The 17,945-nt window shown below is 74.8% G+C and carries 12 protein-coding genes; 7 read left to right on the top strand and 5 right to left on the bottom strand.

Features of this window, described 5'->3' with window-relative positions; all coding sequences use genetic code 11:
- Positions 1-304 precede the first annotated feature (304 nt).
- Both EES41_RS07850 and EES41_RS07845 read left to right on the top strand, forming a co-directional pair.
- The gene (locus tag EES41_RS07850; protein ID WP_123076831.1) at positions 305-745 is read left to right on the top strand and encodes an ankyrin repeat domain-containing protein; all 441 of its coding nucleotides are present in this window, start codon (positions 305-307) and stop codon (positions 743-745) included.
- Positions 746-1,087: 342 nt separating this feature from the next.
- Positions 1,088-2,485: a HEAT repeat domain-containing protein gene (locus tag EES41_RS07845; RefSeq protein ID WP_123076829.1), complete on the top strand. Its 1,398-nt coding sequence runs from the start codon at positions 1,088-1,090 to the stop codon at positions 2,483-2,485.
- Positions 2,486-2,889: 404 nt separating this feature from the next.
- On the opposite strand, the gene EES41_RS07840 is transcribed toward EES41_RS07845, so the two are convergent.
- The 4 genes from EES41_RS07840 to EES41_RS07825 all read right to left on the bottom strand — a co-directional run bounded on the left by EES41_RS07840 (position 2,890) and on the right by EES41_RS07825 (position 6,124).
- Entirely contained in the window at positions 2,890-3,297 is a 408-nt protein-coding gene (locus EES41_RS07840; RefSeq protein ID WP_123076827.1) for a DUF3224 domain-containing protein, read from the bottom strand.
- Between the two features lie 534 nt (positions 3,298-3,831).
- Positions 3,832-4,758, bottom strand: a complete 927-nt coding sequence (locus EES41_RS07835; RefSeq protein ID WP_123076825.1) for a biotin-dependent carboxyltransferase family protein — start codon at positions 4,756-4,758, stop codon at positions 3,832-3,834.
- A complete protein-coding gene (locus EES41_RS07830) occupies positions 4,755-5,366 on the bottom strand; it encodes an allophanate hydrolase subunit 1 (protein ID WP_123076823.1) in 612 nt (203 codons plus the stop codon). Before EES41_RS07830 ends, EES41_RS07835 begins: the two co-directional genes overlap by 4 nt.
- On the bottom strand, positions 5,363-6,124 hold the full coding sequence (locus EES41_RS07825) for a LamB/YcsF family protein (RefSeq protein ID WP_123082338.1): 762 nt from the start codon (positions 6,122-6,124) through the stop codon (positions 5,363-5,365). Before EES41_RS07825 ends, EES41_RS07830 begins: the two co-directional genes overlap by 4 nt.
- Before the next feature lie 194 nt (positions 6,125-6,318).
- Here EES41_RS07825 and EES41_RS07820 point away from each other — a divergent pair, with 194 nt between their 5' ends.
- From EES41_RS07820 to EES41_RS07810, 3 genes are all read left to right on the top strand, one after another.
- Positions 6,319-7,842, top strand: a complete 1,524-nt coding sequence (locus tag EES41_RS07820; protein ID WP_254211378.1) for a hypothetical protein — start codon at positions 6,319-6,321, stop codon at positions 7,840-7,842.
- 97 nt (positions 7,843-7,939) lie between these two features.
- Positions 7,940-8,863 (top strand): membrane protein, encoded by a 924-nt coding sequence (locus EES41_RS07815; RefSeq protein WP_037797177.1) that lies wholly within the window; start codon positions 7,940-7,942, stop codon positions 8,861-8,863.
- Between the two features lie 53 nt (positions 8,864-8,916).
- Positions 8,917-13,578, top strand: coding sequence for a hypothetical protein (locus tag EES41_RS07810; protein WP_123076819.1), 4,662 nt, complete (start codon positions 8,917-8,919; stop codon positions 13,576-13,578).
- A gap of 82 nt (positions 13,579-13,660) precedes the next feature.
- On the opposite strand, the gene EES41_RS07805 is transcribed toward EES41_RS07810, so the two are convergent.
- Entirely contained in the window at positions 13,661-14,122 is a 462-nt protein-coding gene (locus EES41_RS07805) for a hypothetical protein (protein WP_254211377.1), read from the bottom strand.
- 388 nt (positions 14,123-14,510) lie between these two features.
- On the opposite strand from EES41_RS07805, the gene EES41_RS07800 reads away from it, so the two are divergent.
- Both EES41_RS07800 and EES41_RS07795 read left to right on the top strand, forming a co-directional pair.
- Positions 14,511-17,507: a nitrate- and nitrite sensing domain-containing protein gene (locus tag EES41_RS07800; RefSeq protein WP_123076817.1), complete on the top strand. Its 2,997-nt coding sequence runs from the start codon at positions 14,511-14,513 to the stop codon at positions 17,505-17,507.
- A complete protein-coding gene (locus EES41_RS07795) occupies positions 17,504-17,941 on the top strand; it encodes a roadblock/LC7 domain-containing protein (RefSeq protein ID WP_037797174.1) in 438 nt (145 codons plus the stop codon). Before EES41_RS07800 ends, EES41_RS07795 begins: the two co-directional genes overlap by 4 nt.
- The last annotated feature ends 4 nt before the right edge of the window (positions 17,942-17,945 follow it).

Below are 17,945 nucleotides of genomic sequence, written 5' to 3'. Positions count from 1 at the left end.
TTCTCCTGGTAGTGGGGGCAGTCACCATCAGTTGTTCCAGGCTCACAGGAAGTATCAATGCGACAAAAGGTGCATCCGAGTGAATCCTGAGGTTTTTCACTTGACCGGCCCTCCCCGGCTTGCGCGGCCGGGGCGAAGGGGGGTCAAGCGGGTCAAGGGTGATCTTTGCCTCAGTCGAACCCCGTCATGTGCGGGCCCGGGCGCTACCCTGGCGATTCACCCGTACGGACGCGGCGCCGTACGCCCCCATGCCCGCCCGGCCTGGGGAAACTCACCCAGCAGCGAGTGAAAGGCGGTACGGACGATGAGCGAGAACATCCCCGGCGGCACCGGATCCAGCGGATCCACCGGATCCCACGACGCCCCTGACGAGGACGTCATCGAACTGGCCACCAAGATCTTCGACCTGGCCCGCCAGGGCGAGACCGTCACGCTCACCGCGTACCTCGACGCCGGGGTCCCCGCGAACCTCACCAACGACCGCGGCGACACCCTCGTGATGCTCGCCGCCTACCACGGCCACGCCGCCACCGTCACGGCCCTGCTGACCCGCGGCGCCGAGGCCGACCGCGCCAACGACCGCGGCCAGACCCCGCTCGCAGGCGCCGTCTTCAAGGGCGAGGAGGCCGTCATCCGCGCGCTGCTCGCCGGCGGAGCCGACCCGGCCGCCGGAACGCCCTCCGCCGTGGACACCGCCCGCATGTTCGCCAAGGACGACCTGCTGGAACTCTTCGGAGCCAAGTAGTCCGCTTTTGGCCGCCACCTGGGCGCCGATCGACCGATACCTACCTCACAGGTTGATCACGGCGGCCGTAAATGTGGTCGCGGTGCACAAACCGGCTGAGTCATCATGGCGTCGGATTCGATTCGCGAACATGACGGACGGGCAGGAGCGGGCTGGACACGAAGGGTGTCCGGTCCCATCACCTGCCGCACCGGCCGCCCTGGCCGCGAAGCACCGACGAGAGTGAGAAGGCAATGGTCTACATCGAGCGGAACATGACGGCGGACGTCCTCACATGCTGTTACGCGGCCCTGTGAATCCCGATTCCCGGTTGCGTCCCCAGCTTGATTTGAGGCCATTCCCATGTTCGAACCAGTCATAGCGCCAAGCGGCACCCTGCTCGGGCTCCTCCAGCGGGGTCGCGGCGACGGCACGCTGCACGCCCTGGCCGCACCCAGGGTCGAGGCCCTCGCGGCACTCAACCAGTGTGTGCTCCGCGACCCGCGCCAGGACTGGCAGGTCGAGAACCGCTCCCTGTACTACGCCAGGCTCTACCTGGACCTCGACGGCCCCCTCGGCGAGATCGAGACCCACCTCTTCAGCGCCGACGACCTCGTCGACGAGGACGACCACCGGACCGGCCTCGCCCTGTCCGTACTCGGTCACCTCGCCTCCTACGGTCGCGACGACGCGCTCATGCTGCTGCGCCGGTACGCCGCCCGCGGCGCCAACTGGTCCTGGGCCCTCGACGAACTCGCCCTGCGCGACGACGACGAAGGACTGCGCGGCCTCGCCACGCCCGTCCTCGCCAGATTCCCGGCCACGGCCGACGGCGAGGCGCGGCTGGCCGCCGCCATCCGCGACGCGTACGAGCCGAGGCCCTGGTTCCTCTGGGAAGAGACGCCCGCATTCGGCGATCGGTTGCGCGCCGCCCGCCAGCAAGGCTCCTTCGACCGCTGGCAGCGCCAGCTGACACCCAGCGGGCCCCGCCCCGGCTGGGGAGTCCAGGCCGTCTTCGACTGGGCCGCCGACGGACTGCGCCGCGGCACCCCGCTGCACGTCCCCGCCGCCCGCTGCCTCGCCGCGGTGGCCGGGCCCGAGGACCGCTCCGCGGTCCTCGCGGCCGCCGCCGGAGCCGCCGGCGAGGCCGCCCGCGCCACCGCCCTGCACCACCTGGTCGTCGCCGAACCGGAGAACCCGGCCGTCCTCGACCTCATCGAAGCCGCCGGGGACGAGCCCGCCGTAGCCGCCTACCAGCGCATGTACGGCCCCGCGGCCATCGACCGCGCCCGGCTCTGGGCCCACCGCCCCGACGCCCTCGGCGCGGCTGCCGCCGCCCTCCTCGCCACCCGCGGCGGAGCCGAGGACACCGGCCTCGTCCTCGGAGCCCTCCGCTCCACGGTCCGCGGCGCCGGCCCGGACAGCCTCGGGCTGTTCCCGCTGGTGGACGGAGCCGGCCGGCTCTCCATCGGCTGCGCGGCGCCCGTGCTGCGCCACATCTACCGCGAGACGTCCTCGTCCCACCTGCGCGGCCGCGCGGCCCGCGCCCTCGCCAGCACGGACCCCTCCTTCGCGGCGGGCTTCGCGGTCGAGTGCCTGTGGGACTGCGAGGAGACCACCCGCGAGGTGGCGGCCCTCCACGCGGAAACGGCGGACGCCCGCGTCGCCCCCCGGCTGCGCCACCTGGCGGCGGACCCCGCCGAGGAAGAGGACGTGCAGTCGGCGGTCCGGAGCCGGATAGCACCGGAGTCGGCGGTGTAACACCCCGGCCGCCACCGGAACCCGGCCGGGCGGGATGGAACCGTGCTGGGGGCTTCCCGTCAGTCTCACTGTCCTTCCGTGTCGGTCCGGCCCGTCAAGGGCGCTCACTGCGTTCGCGTCGCTTCGCGATGGCCTTCGGCCACCCTTGACAGCCCGGCCCGCCCCGGAATGCCAAAGACTGTCGGGAAGCCCCCGAAGAAACGGTCAGGGGGGACCATGACCACCGAGCCATCGCGAAACGCCCGACCGGGACCCGTGCATAGCGGACACGCCGCCCTCCGGGCGGAAACCCTCCCGAACCTGCACCAAACGGTGTCCAGATTGACCAAACCAGCGGTCAGGCGCATCAGATCGCTACCCGCCTGCCACTCGGCTCAGCGGCTGCGGACCGGCCGTGGCTGAGATCAACTGAGCTCGTAGTCGAACCACACCCGGTGTGTACCGTCGGCATCGACGGTCAGCCCACCCGATCCGGTGATACCGGTCAGCTGACCGGTGCCACTCGACGGCACGATCACGAAGAACTCGTTGACACGGTCACTACCGTGCGTCGTGGCGGAATGCGCGAAGTTGAACGTGCCCTCGCGGCCGTTCAGTGCCCCTTCGAAGGACTCCATGGCCAGGTAGGTACCCACACCCTTCGCCTGGTCGAACGCAGAGGTGAACAGGGTCGCCGAATGGCCGACGATTTCCCCCTCGAAGTGCTTTTCCATCGTCATCACCCCCACCGCAACTCCGGTGGTCACGGAGGGAGTAGGCGCCACGTCGGTCGGGTCGAAGCCCTTGACGCTGAACGTTCCGGAAGCTCTCATGGCCCGATCGTAATGACGCCCTCTGACAACGGGCCCTGACCAGCCCCAACGGCACGCGCCGCGTAGTGAGGGCGCGCCCAGCCACGGCCGGTCCGCAGCCGCGTGGGGCGAGAAGTGCCCGGTGAGTGTGGGCGGCTTGTGTTCAGCCACGGCCGGTCCGCAGTCGCTGAGCCGAGTGGTAGGCGGGTAGCGATCTGATGCGCGGTGGGTCCCCTTCGCTGCGCTCGGGGCTTTCTGGGGCTCCGCCCCAGGCCCCGCGCCTCAAACGCCGGCGAGGCTGGAAGCGGGGCGGCGTTCTCCGCTGGGCAGGAGTCCCGGTCGGGCGTCTCAGTACGGCTCGGTGGTCAGGCGCCCCCCTGACCGTTCTTTGGGGGTTTCCCGACAGTCTTTGGCATTCCGGGGCGGGCCGGGCTGTCAAGGGTGGCCGGAGGCCATCGCGAAGCGACGCGACGACGAGGAACGAGGAGGAGCGCCCTTGACAGGCCGGACCGAACCGGAAGGACAGTGAGACTGGCGGGAAGCCCCCAGCACTGTTCAATTCCGCCCGGCCCGCACGAACCTGACCCCCGTCCCCGGCCGGGTCTGGGCCGCCGCGTCCAGGGGCGGGCCCTCGGGGATGACGCCGATCACCGGGTAGCCCCCCGTCACCGGGTGGTCGGCCAGGAACACCACCGGCAGGCCGTCCGGGGGCACCTGGACCGCGCCCAAGACCATGCCCTCGCTCGGCAGTTCGCCGCCCCGCGCCCGTCGCAGCGGCGGGCCCGCCTCCGTGCGCAGCCCGATGCGGTTGGACAGGGCCGACACCCGGTACCCGGACCGCCACAGCCCCGCGATCGACTCCGCCGTGAACCAGTCCGCCCTCGGCCCCAGCCGCAACGGCAGCACCAGTTCCGAGCCCGCCGAGCCCGCCGCGCCCGCGGCCCCGGCCCCCGCCCCCGCCGCCCCGGCCCCCGCCCCCGCCCCGTCCGCTCCGCGGGCCGGGTCCCGTCCCGGTGGGCCCACCGGGAGCAGCGTCCCCGCCGCGAGTACCGGCGGTCCCAGCCCCGACAGCAGGTCCGTCGCCCGGCTGCCGAGCACCGCCGGTACGCCGAAGCCGCCCCGCACCGCGACGTAGCTCCGCAGCCCCGACTCCGCCCGGCCCACTTCCAGTTCGGCCCCGCCCGGCAGCCACACCGGCTCGCCCCAGGCGACCGCGCGACCTGATGCCCGTACCGCGCACGGCGCGCCCGTGACCGCGACGGTCACCGGGGCCAGCGCCCGCAGGGCCACCCCGTCCAGGGTGGTCTCCAGGGTCGCGGCGTCCACCGGGTTGCCCACGAGCCGGTTGGCCAGCGCGTGCGCCCCCGCGTCGAGCGCGCCCGACCGGGGCACCCCGAGGTGCGCGTACCCGGGCCGTCCCCGGTCCTGGACGGTCGTCAGCGCCCCGGCCCGCAGCACCAGCAGCCCGTGCGCCCCGCTCATGTCCCCGCCTCCTCGAACCGCACCCGTACCCCCGGCGCGAACAGCGCCGCCGGGTCCCGCTCCGGGTCCCACAGCACCGCGTCCGTCGCCCCGATCAGCTGCCAGCCGCCGGGGGAGGAGCGCGGGTACACCCCCGCGTACTCGCCCGCCAGCGCCAGCGAGCCGGCCGGGACGGCCGCGCGGGGCGTGGCCCGGCGCGGCAGGTGCAGCCGCTCGGGCAGCCCCGTCAGGTACCCGAAGCCGGGCGCGAACCCGCAGAAGGCCACCCGGAACACGAGCGAGCCGACGACCCCGGCCACCTCCCGTTCCGTCACGTCCCACAGCCGGGCCACCTCGGCGAGGTCCGGCCCGTCGTACCGCACCGGGACGGTGATGAGCGGCCCCTCGGTCTCGGCCAGCGGCGGCACCTCCCAGCGGGAGATCCGCTCCGCCAGCGCGCGCGGTTCCCGCACCCCGTCCAGCAGTACGGTCCGGGCGGCGGGCACGATGTCGCGTACGGGGCCGAGTTCCGCCCGGCGCCGCAGCAGCTCGGCGTGGAGCGCGGCCACCTGCGCCGCGGAGTCCACTTCGAGCAGCAGGCCCTCGGAGCCCGCCACCAGCGCCCTCACGCGAACGCCTCCACCCGGACCCCGGCGGTGCGCAGCGCCTCCCGGACCCGCAGCGCAAGGACCGCGGCCCCCGGGGTGTCCCCGTGCAGGCACAGCGAGCGCGCGGCGACCGGCACCGGGGCCGTACCGTCGGCCGGGGTCACCGCGCCCTCGGCGGCCATCCGTACCGCCCGCGCGACCACCGCGTCCGGATCGTGCAGCACGGCCCCCGGTTCCCCGCGCGGTACGAGGGTCCCTGCGGAGGTGTAAGCCCGGTCGGCGAAGGCCTCCTGTACGGGGGCCAGCCCGGCCTCCGAGGCCGCCGCGAGCAGCAGTGACCCGGGCAGCCCGAGGACGGGGAGCCCGTGCGCGCCCGCCGCGAGCCGGATCCCGGCGACGACCGCGCCCGCCTGGCCCGCGTCGTGGACGGTGCGGTTGTAGAGCGCGCCGTGCGGTTTCACATACGACACCTTGGACCCGGCCGCCCGGGCGAAGACCTCCAGAGCGCCGATCTGGTACGCCACCTCGTCCGCCAGCTCATCCGGCGGCACGTCCATGGCGCGCCGCCCGAAGCCCGCCAGGTCCCGGTAGGAGACCTGCGCCCCGATGCGCACCCCCCGCTCCGCCGCCAGCTCGCAGACCCGCCGCATGATCGAGGGGTCCCCGGCATGGAAGCCGCACGCCACGTTGGCGGACGTGACGACGGACAGCAGCGCCTCGTCGTCGGTCAGCGTCCAGCGCCCGAAGCCCTCGCCGAGGTCGGCGTTCAGGTCCATCAGGGGAGCGATCCGGGGTGCGATCATGGAAGCCATGCGGTGAGCGTAGAACAGCGCCCGCGCGGCCGTGCGACGTTCTCCGCGAGGCCGTGCCGCGTTCCCCGTGCGGCCGTCCCGCGTTCCCCGCCACCCCGGGACCGATCCGGCCGAACCATGCCGTTTGGGATGTTGTCAGCAACAGCGCCTAGTCTTTGTCCGTGACTCTCCCTGCCCAGGCGAAGCCCCTCTCGTCCCCGGCGCCGGGCCCGGCCGCCGACGAGGGCCTGGCCCGGCGGCTGCGCGCCCTCGCCTGCACCGCCCCGCTGCACGACCTCGACGTACGCAAGGCCAATCTGGCGGGCGAGTACGGGGGCTACGCGATGGCGGAGGTCGCGCTCGCCGCCATCGACCTGGTCACGCTCAACATGGACTTCGACACCGGCGCCGACCACGAGCAGATAGTGGCCAGGCTGCTGCCCCGCGTCGCCGCCCAGGCCCCTGACCGCCCGGCCGCCGAGCACGAGCGGGTGGCCCGCTGGGTGCTGGAGAACCTGATCAACGTCGGCAGCGTCGACCGGGGCTTCCGCGCGATCTACGGCACCTTCGGCCCCGACGGGGTCTACGTACGCCGCGACTACGACTTCAAACTCATCGAGGAAGTCCCCGGCTACGGCGGCGCCGTCTACCTGCGCACCACCGACGAGGCCGTCAACGTGCTGGTCGGCGCCCTCGACACGGACGTCACCAGCGCCCAGATCGCCGCCGAGGTCAAGCTGGAGGTCCTGATCAGCCGGGGCCGCCTCGCCGACGCGCAGCTCGCCGCCGAACAGGCCCGCTACCGCACCGTCCAGTACGCGGAGACCCTGCGCCGCACCCTCGACGCGACGCGGCGCAACGTGCGCGCCGTGGACTGGCTCCAGGCCGTCCCCGACATGATCGCCGAGGCCCTGGACCACGTCGCCGACCGGTACCGCCACGAGAACGCGATCCTCACGAACATCCGCAAGGCCCGCGACGAGGCCGACGCCGTGCTCGACTCCAAGACGGCGGAGAACAAGCGGCGCGCCGCCGAGCTGGTCGACATCGTCAAGGACTGCATCCGGCGCCACACCCAGCTCCAGTCCCGCCTCCTGGACGCCGGCCCGCTGTTCCGCGCCGAGCAGGACCGCCAGGCCTTCGCCGCCCCCGCGCCGCGCTCGGGCATCGACCTGTACGGGCAGCTCGTGGCGCCCGTCCTGCCGCTCCCGGTGGAGCAGGCCCGCCGGGTCACCGACGCCTTCTTCGCGGCCGGCACCGGCCTGCGCACCCCCGTCTCCGTCCGCGTCGCCGACCTCGTCGAGATACTGCTGACCCCGCCCGTGGAGCGGGAGCACCTCGGCGTGGAGATGCCCGAGCCCGACCTCATCGCGACCCCGGACGACAGCCGCTTCAGCGAGGAGCAGCTCGCCCGCGCCATGGAGCTCCTGGACCTGCCGCACGACGCCCCGCGCCGCCTCTCCGGGCTGCTCGCGCAGGCCCGCCGCGCCGACCCGGACCTGCCGTACCTGGTGGCGCTGCTGGCCGTGCACGCCGCGAGCCCGGCGGTCGGCACCGCCTACCGGCAGGGCGAGGAGCGGCTGCTCTTCGCCGTGGACGACGGCACCGAGCTGGACGACCCGGAGTTCGGCGGCGCAGACCTGATCGTCGGCACCGCCCTCCTCGACGCCGCCGGCATGGCCGCGGCCCGCTCGGAGGCCTTGTGACCACCCCGGAGCCGCCCCGTCCGTACCGGCCGCCCACCGCACCCCCCGAGCCCGCACCGCACCACCCCGCACCGCACCCCACCGAGGAGACCCACCCGTGAGCGACCACCACGCCGAGCACCCCGCGTGGAGCGAGCGGCACCCCGCGTGGAGCGAGGCCGACACCCCGTCGGCCCCCGTCGCGCCCGCCCCCGGAGGGACTGTCACGCCCGCCGACGCCGCGGACGCGGCCCGGCTCGTCGCCTTCGGGCTCCAGCCCAAGCTGCTCCCCGCGCGCGACGCCGAGTACGCCGAACTGCTGCGCCGCTACCGCGAGGACCCCGCCTTCGGCCGCCTCGCCGACGCCGTCGCCACCGGCCTCGGCCTCGTCGTCCTGGAGGTGTCGGCGCGCGCCGGGATGGCCGTCGCCGCCGACGAGGACTCCGTCTTCGCCGTCCGCATGGGCGACTACGCCCGCCGCACCGCCGCCGACTCCGCCGACCGGTTCCTGCACGGCCTCGCGCACCTGGCCGTCGCCGCCCTCGCCTTCCCCCGGCCCGAGGACCTCGCCGACGACGGCTACATCGGCCGGATCACCGTCAACGGGGTCGACGCGTTCGTCCGCCAGACCTGCCGCCGCCTGGAGGAGCGCGCCGAGGAACTCGGCGAGAACACCGACCCGGCCTCCGACGCCCCCGGCCTGGAGGCCGCCTGGCGCGTCTACGCCCGCCGCAGTTCGACCGGCGCCACCAAGGACGCCCGCCGTCTCGCCGGATCCACCACCGGCATCGTCGGCAAGGCCGCCGCCTTCCTCACCGACTCCGGGTTCCTCCAGCGCACCGGCGACGACTCCGGAGGCACCTACCGCACCACCCCCCGCTACCAGCTCCAGGTCCGCGACATGGCGGGCAGCTCGGCCATGGCCGAACTCCTGGAACTCGGCGTGGTCCCCGTCAGCGACGGCTCCGCCACCCTCCTGCCGCCGCCCGAGGGCGACGACCTGGAACTCGCGGCCGACGCCGGCCTGCCGTTCCACGCCTGAGCCACCTGCCCTCCGTACCCCTCCGTACCGAGAATTCACGAGAGTCCGCCGCCATGTACGAGCTGTCCCGGATCCGCCTCTACTCCATCGGGCCCGCCGGTGCGCGCTACGCCGACACCGTGCTCGACCTGCGCGGAGTCGGCGAGCCGGTGCCCCACCCGGCACCCACCCAGGCGGAGTTCTTCGAGGACGAGCCCACCGGCCCGCCCCGGCGCCCCGCGCCCGCCGGCGTGCTCTTCCTGGAGAACGGCGGCGGCAAGTCCGTCCTGCTCAAGCTGATCTTCTCGGTGATGCTCCCCGGCCACCGCAACACCCTCGGCGGCGCCAGTTCCGGCGTCCTGCGCAAGTTCCTGCTCGCCGACGACTGCGGTCACGTGGCCCTGGAATGGCAGCACACCCAGACCGGCGAGTGCGTGGTCGTCGGCAAGGTCAGCGAATGGCGCGGCCGCCAGGTGTCGGGCGACCCGCGCAAGTTCGCCGAGGCCTGGTACTCCTTCCGCCCCGGCCCGGGCCTGAGCCTCGACAACCTCCCCGTCGCCGAGGCCACCGCCGTGCGCCCGTCCGTCGAAGGCGCCTCCGGCGCCCAGGGCCGCCGCCGCACCATGAAGGGCTTCCGCGACGCCCTCACCGACGCGGGCAAGGCGTACCCGCACCTGGAGGTGGTCTGGGAGGAGATCCACGACCGCTGGAACGAGCACCTCACCGAACTCGGCCTCGACCCCGAACTCTTCCGCTACCAGCGCGAGATGAACGCCGACGAGGGCGAGGCCGCCGGTCTCTTCGCGGTCAAGAAGGACTCCGACTTCACCGACCTGCTGCTGCGCGCCGTCACCGACACCCGCGACACCGACGGCCTCGCCGACCTGGTCCACGGCTTCGGCAACAAGCTCGGCCGGCGCGGCGAGCTGATGGCCGAACGGGACTTCACCGCCGGCTCCGTGGACCTCCTCACCAAGATCGTCGAGGCGGCCGGGACCCGCTCCCGGCTGCGCGACGTCCACGCGGGCGCCGAACGCCGCACCCGCACCCTCGCCCGGCGGCTGTCCGCCCGCGCCGGCGAGGAACGCGGCCGCGCCGCCGACCTCGCCCAGCGGGTCACCGGCGCCGCCCACGCCGTCACCTCCGCCGAGTCCGCGCGCGACCGCAGCGCCGCCGTCTCCGCCGAACTCGCCTACCGGCACGCCTCGCTGGCCCTGACCGTCGCCGACAAGGCCGCCGCCGCCCAGCGCCGGGAGCTCCTCGAAGCCCGCACCCTGCACGCCGCCTGGCAGGCCGCCGAGACCGTGCTGCGCCACCGCGCCGCCGCCGACCGCTCCGCGCGCGTCGCCGCCGCGATCCTGGAAGCCGAGCGGGACGCCGCCCCGGCGCTCGCCGCGCGCGCCACGGCCGCCGCCGCACTCGTACGGGCCCTGCACACCGCCGCCGAACACGGCGAGCGGGTCGCGAACGAGGAGGAGGAGCGCTCCGCGGCCCTCCAGGACCTCGGCGAGACCGCCCACCGGGACGCCACCGCCGCCGCCACCGCCGCCCAGCGGGCCCGCAGCGAGGCCGAACACCTGCGCTCGCGCCTCGGAGAGGTCGAGCAGGAGACCGCCGAGGCCGTCCGGGCCGGCTGGCTCGACGACACCGCCCCCGACGCCGACCCGGCCCGCGCCGCCCTGGCCGCCGCCGACGCGGAGAAGACCGCCGTGGCCGCCTGGGACGAGTCCCGCGACGCCTCCCGCGCCGCCGCCGAGGCCGCCCGCGAAGCCGCCGCCGCGGAATCCCGCGCCGAACTCACCGCCGCCCGCGCGGCGGACGCCGCCGACGCCGCCGAGTCCGCGCACGACGCCGAACACCGGGCGGCCGCCTCCCTCGCCGCCGCCCCGCGCCTGGCGGAGCTGCTGGGCCTCCCGTCAACCCCCGACACCTTCCTCCCGCACCCGCGCACGGGCACGCCGGGCGCCCCAGCGGCATCCGGCACACCGGCCGGCTCGGCCGGAGCCGCCGGCGGGCTCACGGTCGCGGACCTCGACCGCAACGCCGACGAGCTGCGCGAACTGCTCACCCGAGGCGTCGCCACCGCCGAACGGCAGCTGTTCGACCTGCGCACCGCCGCCGCCGACGACGCCCGGATCCTCGGCGCCCTCGGCGACGGCGGCCTGCTGCCGCCCGGCCCCGACGTCCTGGCCACCGTCGAGTACCTCGGCGAACACGGCATCCCCGCCCTGCCCGGCTGGCGCTACCTCGCCCAGTCCGTGGACCCCGCCGACCACGCCGCCGTCCTCGCGGCCCGCCCCGAACTCGTCGACGGCGTCGTCATCACCGACCCCGACACCCACCACCGGGCCCGCGAGGTGCTCTCCGGCGCGGCCCTGCTGCCCCGCTCCACCGTGGCCGTCGGCACCGCCGCCGCCCTGCTGGCGCCCGTGCCGCCCGCCGACCACTCCGACACCGGGGTGTTCCTCGTACCGCCGAACCCGGCCATGCACGACGAGCACGCCGCCGACGAGGAGCGCCAGGCGCTGCGCACCCGCGCCACCGCCCGCGACACCGAGATCCGCGACCTCGCCGCCCGGCTCTCCGGCGACCGCGAGCTCGCCGCCCGCCTCGGCTCCTGGCGCACCGGCTGCCCGCCCGGCCGCCTCGCCGAGCTGGCCGAACAGGCCGCGGCCGCCCGTACCTTCGCCGAGGAGGCCGACGCCGAGCTCGCGGAGGCCCGTACCGTACGCGCCGAGGCCGAGGACACCGCCGCCGACGCCGCCCGCGTCCGCGACGAGCGTCAGGACACCGCCCAGCGGGCCCGGCGCGCCGCCGACGCCCTCGCCGGGCTCGCCTTCCGGCTGCGCGAGCGGGCCGGCTGGCAGGTCAAGGTCCGCGAACTCGCCGACGACGCCGTCGAGTCCGAGGCCCGTGCCGAGGTCTGCCTGGATCGGGCCCGAGCCGCCGACGAGGACCGCCGCGCAGCCCAGCGCGCCGCCGACGACGCCCGCCGCACCGCCCGCGCCCTGCGCGCCGAACGCGCCGAGATCGCCGGCGCCCCCGAGGCCCTCCCCGAGGACGACGGCGCGCCCAAGGCCCCGCTGCCCGACCTCCGCGAGGCCTACCGCGCCGCCTCCCAGCTCTACGAGAAGGTCGGCGTCGGCGCCGACCTGCGCGCCGAACAGGCCCGCGCCGAAGGCGACGAGAGCGCCGCGCTCACCGAACTCGACCGCCTCACCAACAAGGTCCGCACCCGCGCCGCCCAGCTCCTCGAAGGCACCGACGGCGCCGACGGCCCCTCCCGGCAGGCGGCCGCCGCCCGCGCCGAGTCCCTCGTCCAGATGCTGGAGTCCCGCGCCTCCACCGCGAGCGAGCAGCTCGGCCGGCTGCGCGGCGAGGCCGAACGGCACGCCCCCACCGAGGGCGAGGCGCACACCGAGCTGCCCGAGGAGATGATCCCCGGGGACGTCGAACAGGCCCAGGGCCTGCTGCGCACCGCCACCGCCCAGCTCGCCGCCCACACCGCGGCCGTGGAGAGCGCCCGGGCCGCCCACGCCGACCTGCTGCGCTCCCACCGCACCGCCGAGGACGGCGCCGGCGGCTTCGAGGAGACCGCCGCCCAGCTGCGGGACCTGCTGCGCGACCACGGGCACGACGAGGACGAGCAGTCGCCCGCGCCGCACCCGGGCACGCTGGAGGAGGCCCGGCAGTCGGCCACCGAGGCCCGCCGCTCGCTGCGCGGCTGCGCGGCCGACCTCTCGGCCGCCGAGTCGGCGGTCCGCGAGGCGAGCGACATCCTCGTCCGGCACGCCAACGCCAACCGCTACGAGCAGGTACGCACCCCCGCGCGCCAGCAGATCCGCGAACTGCCCGCCTCCGCCCTGCCCGAGCACGCCGCGGCCTGGGCGGCGGCCTTCGCCCCCCGGCTGCGCGTCCTCACCGACGAGCTGGCGCAGCTGGAGCGCAACCGCGACAGCATCGTCGACCGGCTCCGCGGGCTGGTGGAGTCCTCCCTGGCCACGCTGCGCTCCGCCCAGCGGCTCTCCCAGCTCCCCGAGGGCCTGGGGGAGTGGTCGGGCCAGGAGTTCCTGCGGATCCGCTTCGAGGAACCCGACCAGGCCACGCTCACCGAGCGGCTCGGCGAGGTCATCGACGAGGCGACCCGCGCCGCCGTCAAGAAGAACAGCACCGCCTCCTTCGGCGAGGGCCGCCGCGACGGCATGTCGCTGCTGCTGCGCGGTGTCCAGGCGGCGCTGGAACCCAAGGGCATCTCCGTCGAGATCCTGAAGCCGGACGCGGTGCTGCGCGCCGAGCGGGTCCCCGTCGGTCAGATGGGCGACGTCTTCTCCGGCGGGCAGCTGCTGACCGCCGCGATCGCGCTGTACTGCACGATGGCGGCGCTGCGCAGCAACGACCGGGGCCGCGACAAGCACCGGCACGCCGGCACGCTGTTCCTCGACAACCCGATCGGCCGCGCGAACGCGACGTACCTGCTGGAGCTCCAGCGGGCCGTGTCCGACGCGCTCGGCGTCCAGCTGCTCTATACGACCGGCCTGTTCGACACCACGGCCCTCGCCGAGTTCCCGCTGGTCATCCGGCTGCGCAACGACGCGGACCTGCGCGCGGGCCTGAAGTACATCAGCGTCGAGGAGCACCTGCGCCCGGGCCTGCCGCAGCAGTCCCCGGACGAGGAGACGATCCACGGCGAGATCACGGCGACCCGTATGTTCCGCCGCTCCACGGCCGGCGCCTGACCCGCCCGGCCTGACCCGCCCGGCCTGACCCGCCCCGCCCCGCCCCGCCCGGCCCGGGCCCGGCGGGCCGGGACGTACGGGGTCAGCCCCGGCCGGCGCCCGGCTGGTAGCGCCGGTCCCCGGCCGCCGCCTGCCAGGCGGCGGCCCGGCCGGCCGCCTCCGCCTGCTGCTGCCGTATTCGCCCGCCCCGGGCGGGCGCCGACGCGCGGGCCTCCCGGCGGCGGGCCCGCGCCGTACTGCTGGGCTGCGACACCACCCCGTGCCGCTGGTTCCACATCTGCCGGGTGATCAGCACGTCCAGCACGGCCCAGGTGGCCACGACGGTCCCGGCTATCCCGCAGAGCGCCATCGGGAACGCCAGCCAGGAGCCGGTCACCATGAGGAGGAACGCGATCGTCGCCTCCGTCAGCGTGACGGCCACGATCAGCACCGCCCGCACCGCCGATTCCCGCACCGGGTCCGGCAGCCTGCGCCGCGGCGACTCCTCCTCCACCCACAGCGACCGCCCCGCCCTGCGCGCGCCGCCGTCCTCGTACATCCGCATGGTCCGCTCCCTCCCTCCACGCGGCCCGTCATACCGCAGTGGTTCCGGGTAAGTCCGACTTACCCGCCCCACTCGGATAGACGCTCGGGACGGCCGAGAGATTCCCGGAGCGCGGACACCCCACCCGCGCCCGGACAACGCGGAACGAAGAATTCCAGCCATCCATCACGTAGCGGGAACTGACACCCCACCAAGTGTCATCTGCCACATATCGGTCCGCTCGTGACCGGAATGACCGGACAACTCGTGATCTCCGTCCCCGGGCCCGGCCGAAAACGTCCGGACACGCCTTCGAACCCGCTGCGTGGCAGTAGTAGGCTCACGCCGTTTAAATGACGGAACACCGACCCCCGCCAATGGGGTTGAGCTGGGGGAGGCTGGGGAGGCCATGCGCTTTCGCGGGAAGTCCATCCGCCGGAAGATCGTGGCGTTGCTCCTTGTGCCGCTCGTCTCCCTGACCGCCCTCTGGGGCTTCGCGACAGTCATCACCGGCCGCCAGGCCGTCCAGCTCCTCGACGTCGCCTACGTCATAGACAAGGTCGGCTACCCCATCGAGGACGTCGTCCGCGTCATACAGAAGGAACGCCGCCAGACCCTCGTCGTCGTCGGCGACCCCCGCTCCTCCGTCGCCACCGCCGAACTCGCCAAGAGCCGCGCCGCCACCGACGCCGCCGTCGAGAGCATCAGCGCCAACGCCAAGGACCCCGAGGTCCTCGACGAGCTCAGCGAGGGCACCACCCAGCGGCTGGACTCCATCCTCGAAGCCTTCCGCGGCATCGCCGCGCTGCGCCGCTCCATCGACCAGAACAGCCTCGACCCCAGCCAGGCCCTGGAGCTCTACAGCCGGCTCGTCGACCCCTGCTACGAATTCCTCCTCAATCTCCACGCCCTGGAGAACGTGGAGCTGGACAAGCAGGGCCGCGCCCTCGTCGGCATCACCCGCGCCCGCGAGACGCTCTCCCGCGAGGACGCCGTCATCGCCTCGGCCCTCGTCGCCCGCAACGTCAGCGCCGCCGACATCCGGCACGTCTCCGACTTCGCCGCCAACCGCCGCCTGCTGTACGAGTTCAACCTGGCGATCCTGCCGAGCGAGGACCGCGACCGCTTCGAGTCGTACTGGATGGGCCCGCAGACCACGCCCCTGCGCGACGCGGAGGAACGGTTCATCAGCGCGGGCGCCACCAAGACCCCGCGCGCCGTCACCGCCGCCCAGTGGGACGAGGCCGCCACCAAGGCCCTCGACGACCTCGCCACCATGGGCACCGCCGCCGGCGACGCCTACCAAAAGCGCGTCGAGCCCGCCGCCATGGACGTCCTGATCCAGGCCGCCATCGCCGGCATCCTCGGCTTCATCGCCCTCGTCGTCTCCGTCGTCCTCTCCGTCCGCATCGGCCGCGACCTGGTCCGCGACCTGTCCCGGCTCCGCAAGGACGCCCACGAGGCCTCCGGCGTCCGGCTGCCCAGCGTCATGCGCCGCCTCGCCGCCGGTGAGAGTGTCGACGTCGAGACCGAGGCGCCCCGCCTGGAATTCGAGAAGGACGAGGTCGGCCAGGTCGCCCTGGCCCTCAACAGCCTCCAGCGCGCCGCCGTCGAGGCCGCAGTCAAGCAGGCCGAACTGCGCCGTGGGGTCTCCGAGGTCTTCGTCAACCTGGCCCGCCGCAACCAGGTGCTCCTGCACCGCCAGCTGACCCTCCTCGACACCATGGAACGGCGCACCGAGGACACCGAGGAACTCGCCGACCTGTTCCGCCTCGACCACATGACCACGCGCATGCGCCGCCACGCCGAGGGCCTGGTGATCCTCTCCGGGGCCGCGCCCTCCCGCCAGTGGCGCAAGCCCGTCCAGCTGATGGACGTCGTCCGCGCGGCCGTCGCCGAGGTCGAGGACTACGAGCGCATCGAGGTGCGCCGCCTCCCGCGCCTGGGCATCGAGGGCCCGGCCGTCGCCGACGTCACCCACCTCGTCGCCGAACTCCTGGAGAACGCCACCGTGTTCTCCCCGCCGCACACCGCCGTCCAGGTCCACGGCGAGCGCGTCGCCAACGGGTTCACCCTGGAGATCCACGACCGCGGCCTCGGCATGAACCCGGAGGCGCTGCTCGACGCCAACCTCCGGCTCGCCGAGACCGCCGAGTTCGAACTCTCCGACACCGACCGGCTGGGCCTGTTCGTCGTCAGCCGCCTCGCCCACCGCCACGGCGTCAAGGTCGTTCTCCAGCACAGCCCCTACGGAGGCACCACCGCGGTCGTCTTCCTCCCGGCGGACCTGCTCACCGAGGCCCCCGAGACCAACGGCACCGGCATCCGCCTCACCGACGGCAAGCGCTCCCCGCGGCCCGCGCAGGCCGCCGTCGAGCGCGCCCGGCCCGGCCGCGCCGCCTCCGGCCGCCCGCTGCCCGCCGGAGTGCTGCACGGGCCGGTGGAGCTGGAAGCCCCGCTCAGCGTCCTCGGGCTGGACGGCATCGACCGCACCGAGGCCCCCGCCGGCCTCGCGGGCCTCGACGAGGTCACCGGGATCGCCGGGCGCAACGGCGGCGGCCGCCCGCCCATGGCCACCCTGGACGACGAGACCCCGCCGAACGGCACCCCCCGCAGCTCCCTGCTGGGGCTCCCGCAGCGCGCCGGCGGCTGGAAGAACGACCGCAACGGCGCGGACCGCAATGGCGCGGACCGGAACGCCGCCGACCGGAACGGGGCCGACCGCGGCGCTGCGGACCGCAACGCCGCCGAGCGGCCCGACGGCGAGCGGTTCGGCGAGCGGTTCGGTGAGCGCGAGCGCGACCGAGACCGCCAGCGGGAGCCGCTGCCGCCCACCGGCCCGGTCCGGCTGGACCACTCCCGGGTGGACAGCGCCCGCCCCGACGGCCCCCGCGCCGGCGGCGCGGTGCCCCTCCCGCGCCGCAGGCCGACCCCGACCCTGGTCGCCGAGCACGGCCGCCGCGTCGAGCCCCGCCCGGTGTCCATGGTCCGCCGGTCCCCGTCCACCTCCACGCCCCCGTCGGCGGCCGCGCCCAGGCCGGCGCCCGCCGGAACCGACCCCGGCGGCGCCCGGCCCCAGCCCGCCCCGGGCCCCGGCGGGCTGCCCCGCCGGGTCCGCCAGGCCAACCTGGCCCCCCAGCTCAAGAACGCCCCGTCCGCCGGGTCCGCCGAAGCCGCCGCCGAGCCGCTGGAGGACCGCGACGCGGACGACGTGCGCAACCGCATGTCGGCGCTCCAGCGGGGCTGGACCGCGGGCCGCGAACAGCACGCGGCCCAGCAGCGCCGCGCGGCACGGCAGCAGGACGTACAGCAACAGGACGCACAGCAGCAGCCGGAGGCCGGGGCAGGCACGTCCGCCGCCACCGGTCCCGCGACCGAGAACGAGAACGAGGGGGACGGTCGATGACCGCACCGCAGACCGGCAACGACACCAGGGGCCGCGGCTCCGGCCCGCTCAACTGGCTCCTCGACGAACTCGTCGACAAGGTCGGCAGCATCCGCAAGGCGGTGGTCCTCTCCGGCGACGGCCTGCCCACCGGCAGCTCCGCGGACCTGACCCGGGAGGACAGCGAGCACCTGGCCGCCGTGGCCTCGGGCTTCCACAGCCTGGCCAAGGGCGTCGGCCGCCACTTCGAGTCCGGCCGGGTCCGCCAGACCGTCGTCGAACTCGACGAGGCGTTCCTGTTCGTCATGGCCGCCGGGGACGGCAGCTGCCTCGCCGTGCTCTCCGACGCCGACTCCGATGTCGGCCAGGTCGCGTACGAGATGACCCTGATGGTCAAGCGAGTCGGTGACCACCTGGCGACCGCCCCGCGGACCGGGCTGCCAGCCGGAGGGTGAGTCG

Source organism: Streptomyces sp. ADI95-16, from assembly GCF_003721495.1.
GTDB lineage: Bacteria > Actinomycetota > Actinomycetes > Streptomycetales > Streptomycetaceae > Streptomyces > Streptomyces goshikiensis.
This window is presented reverse-complemented; position numbering and strand designations above follow the sequence as displayed.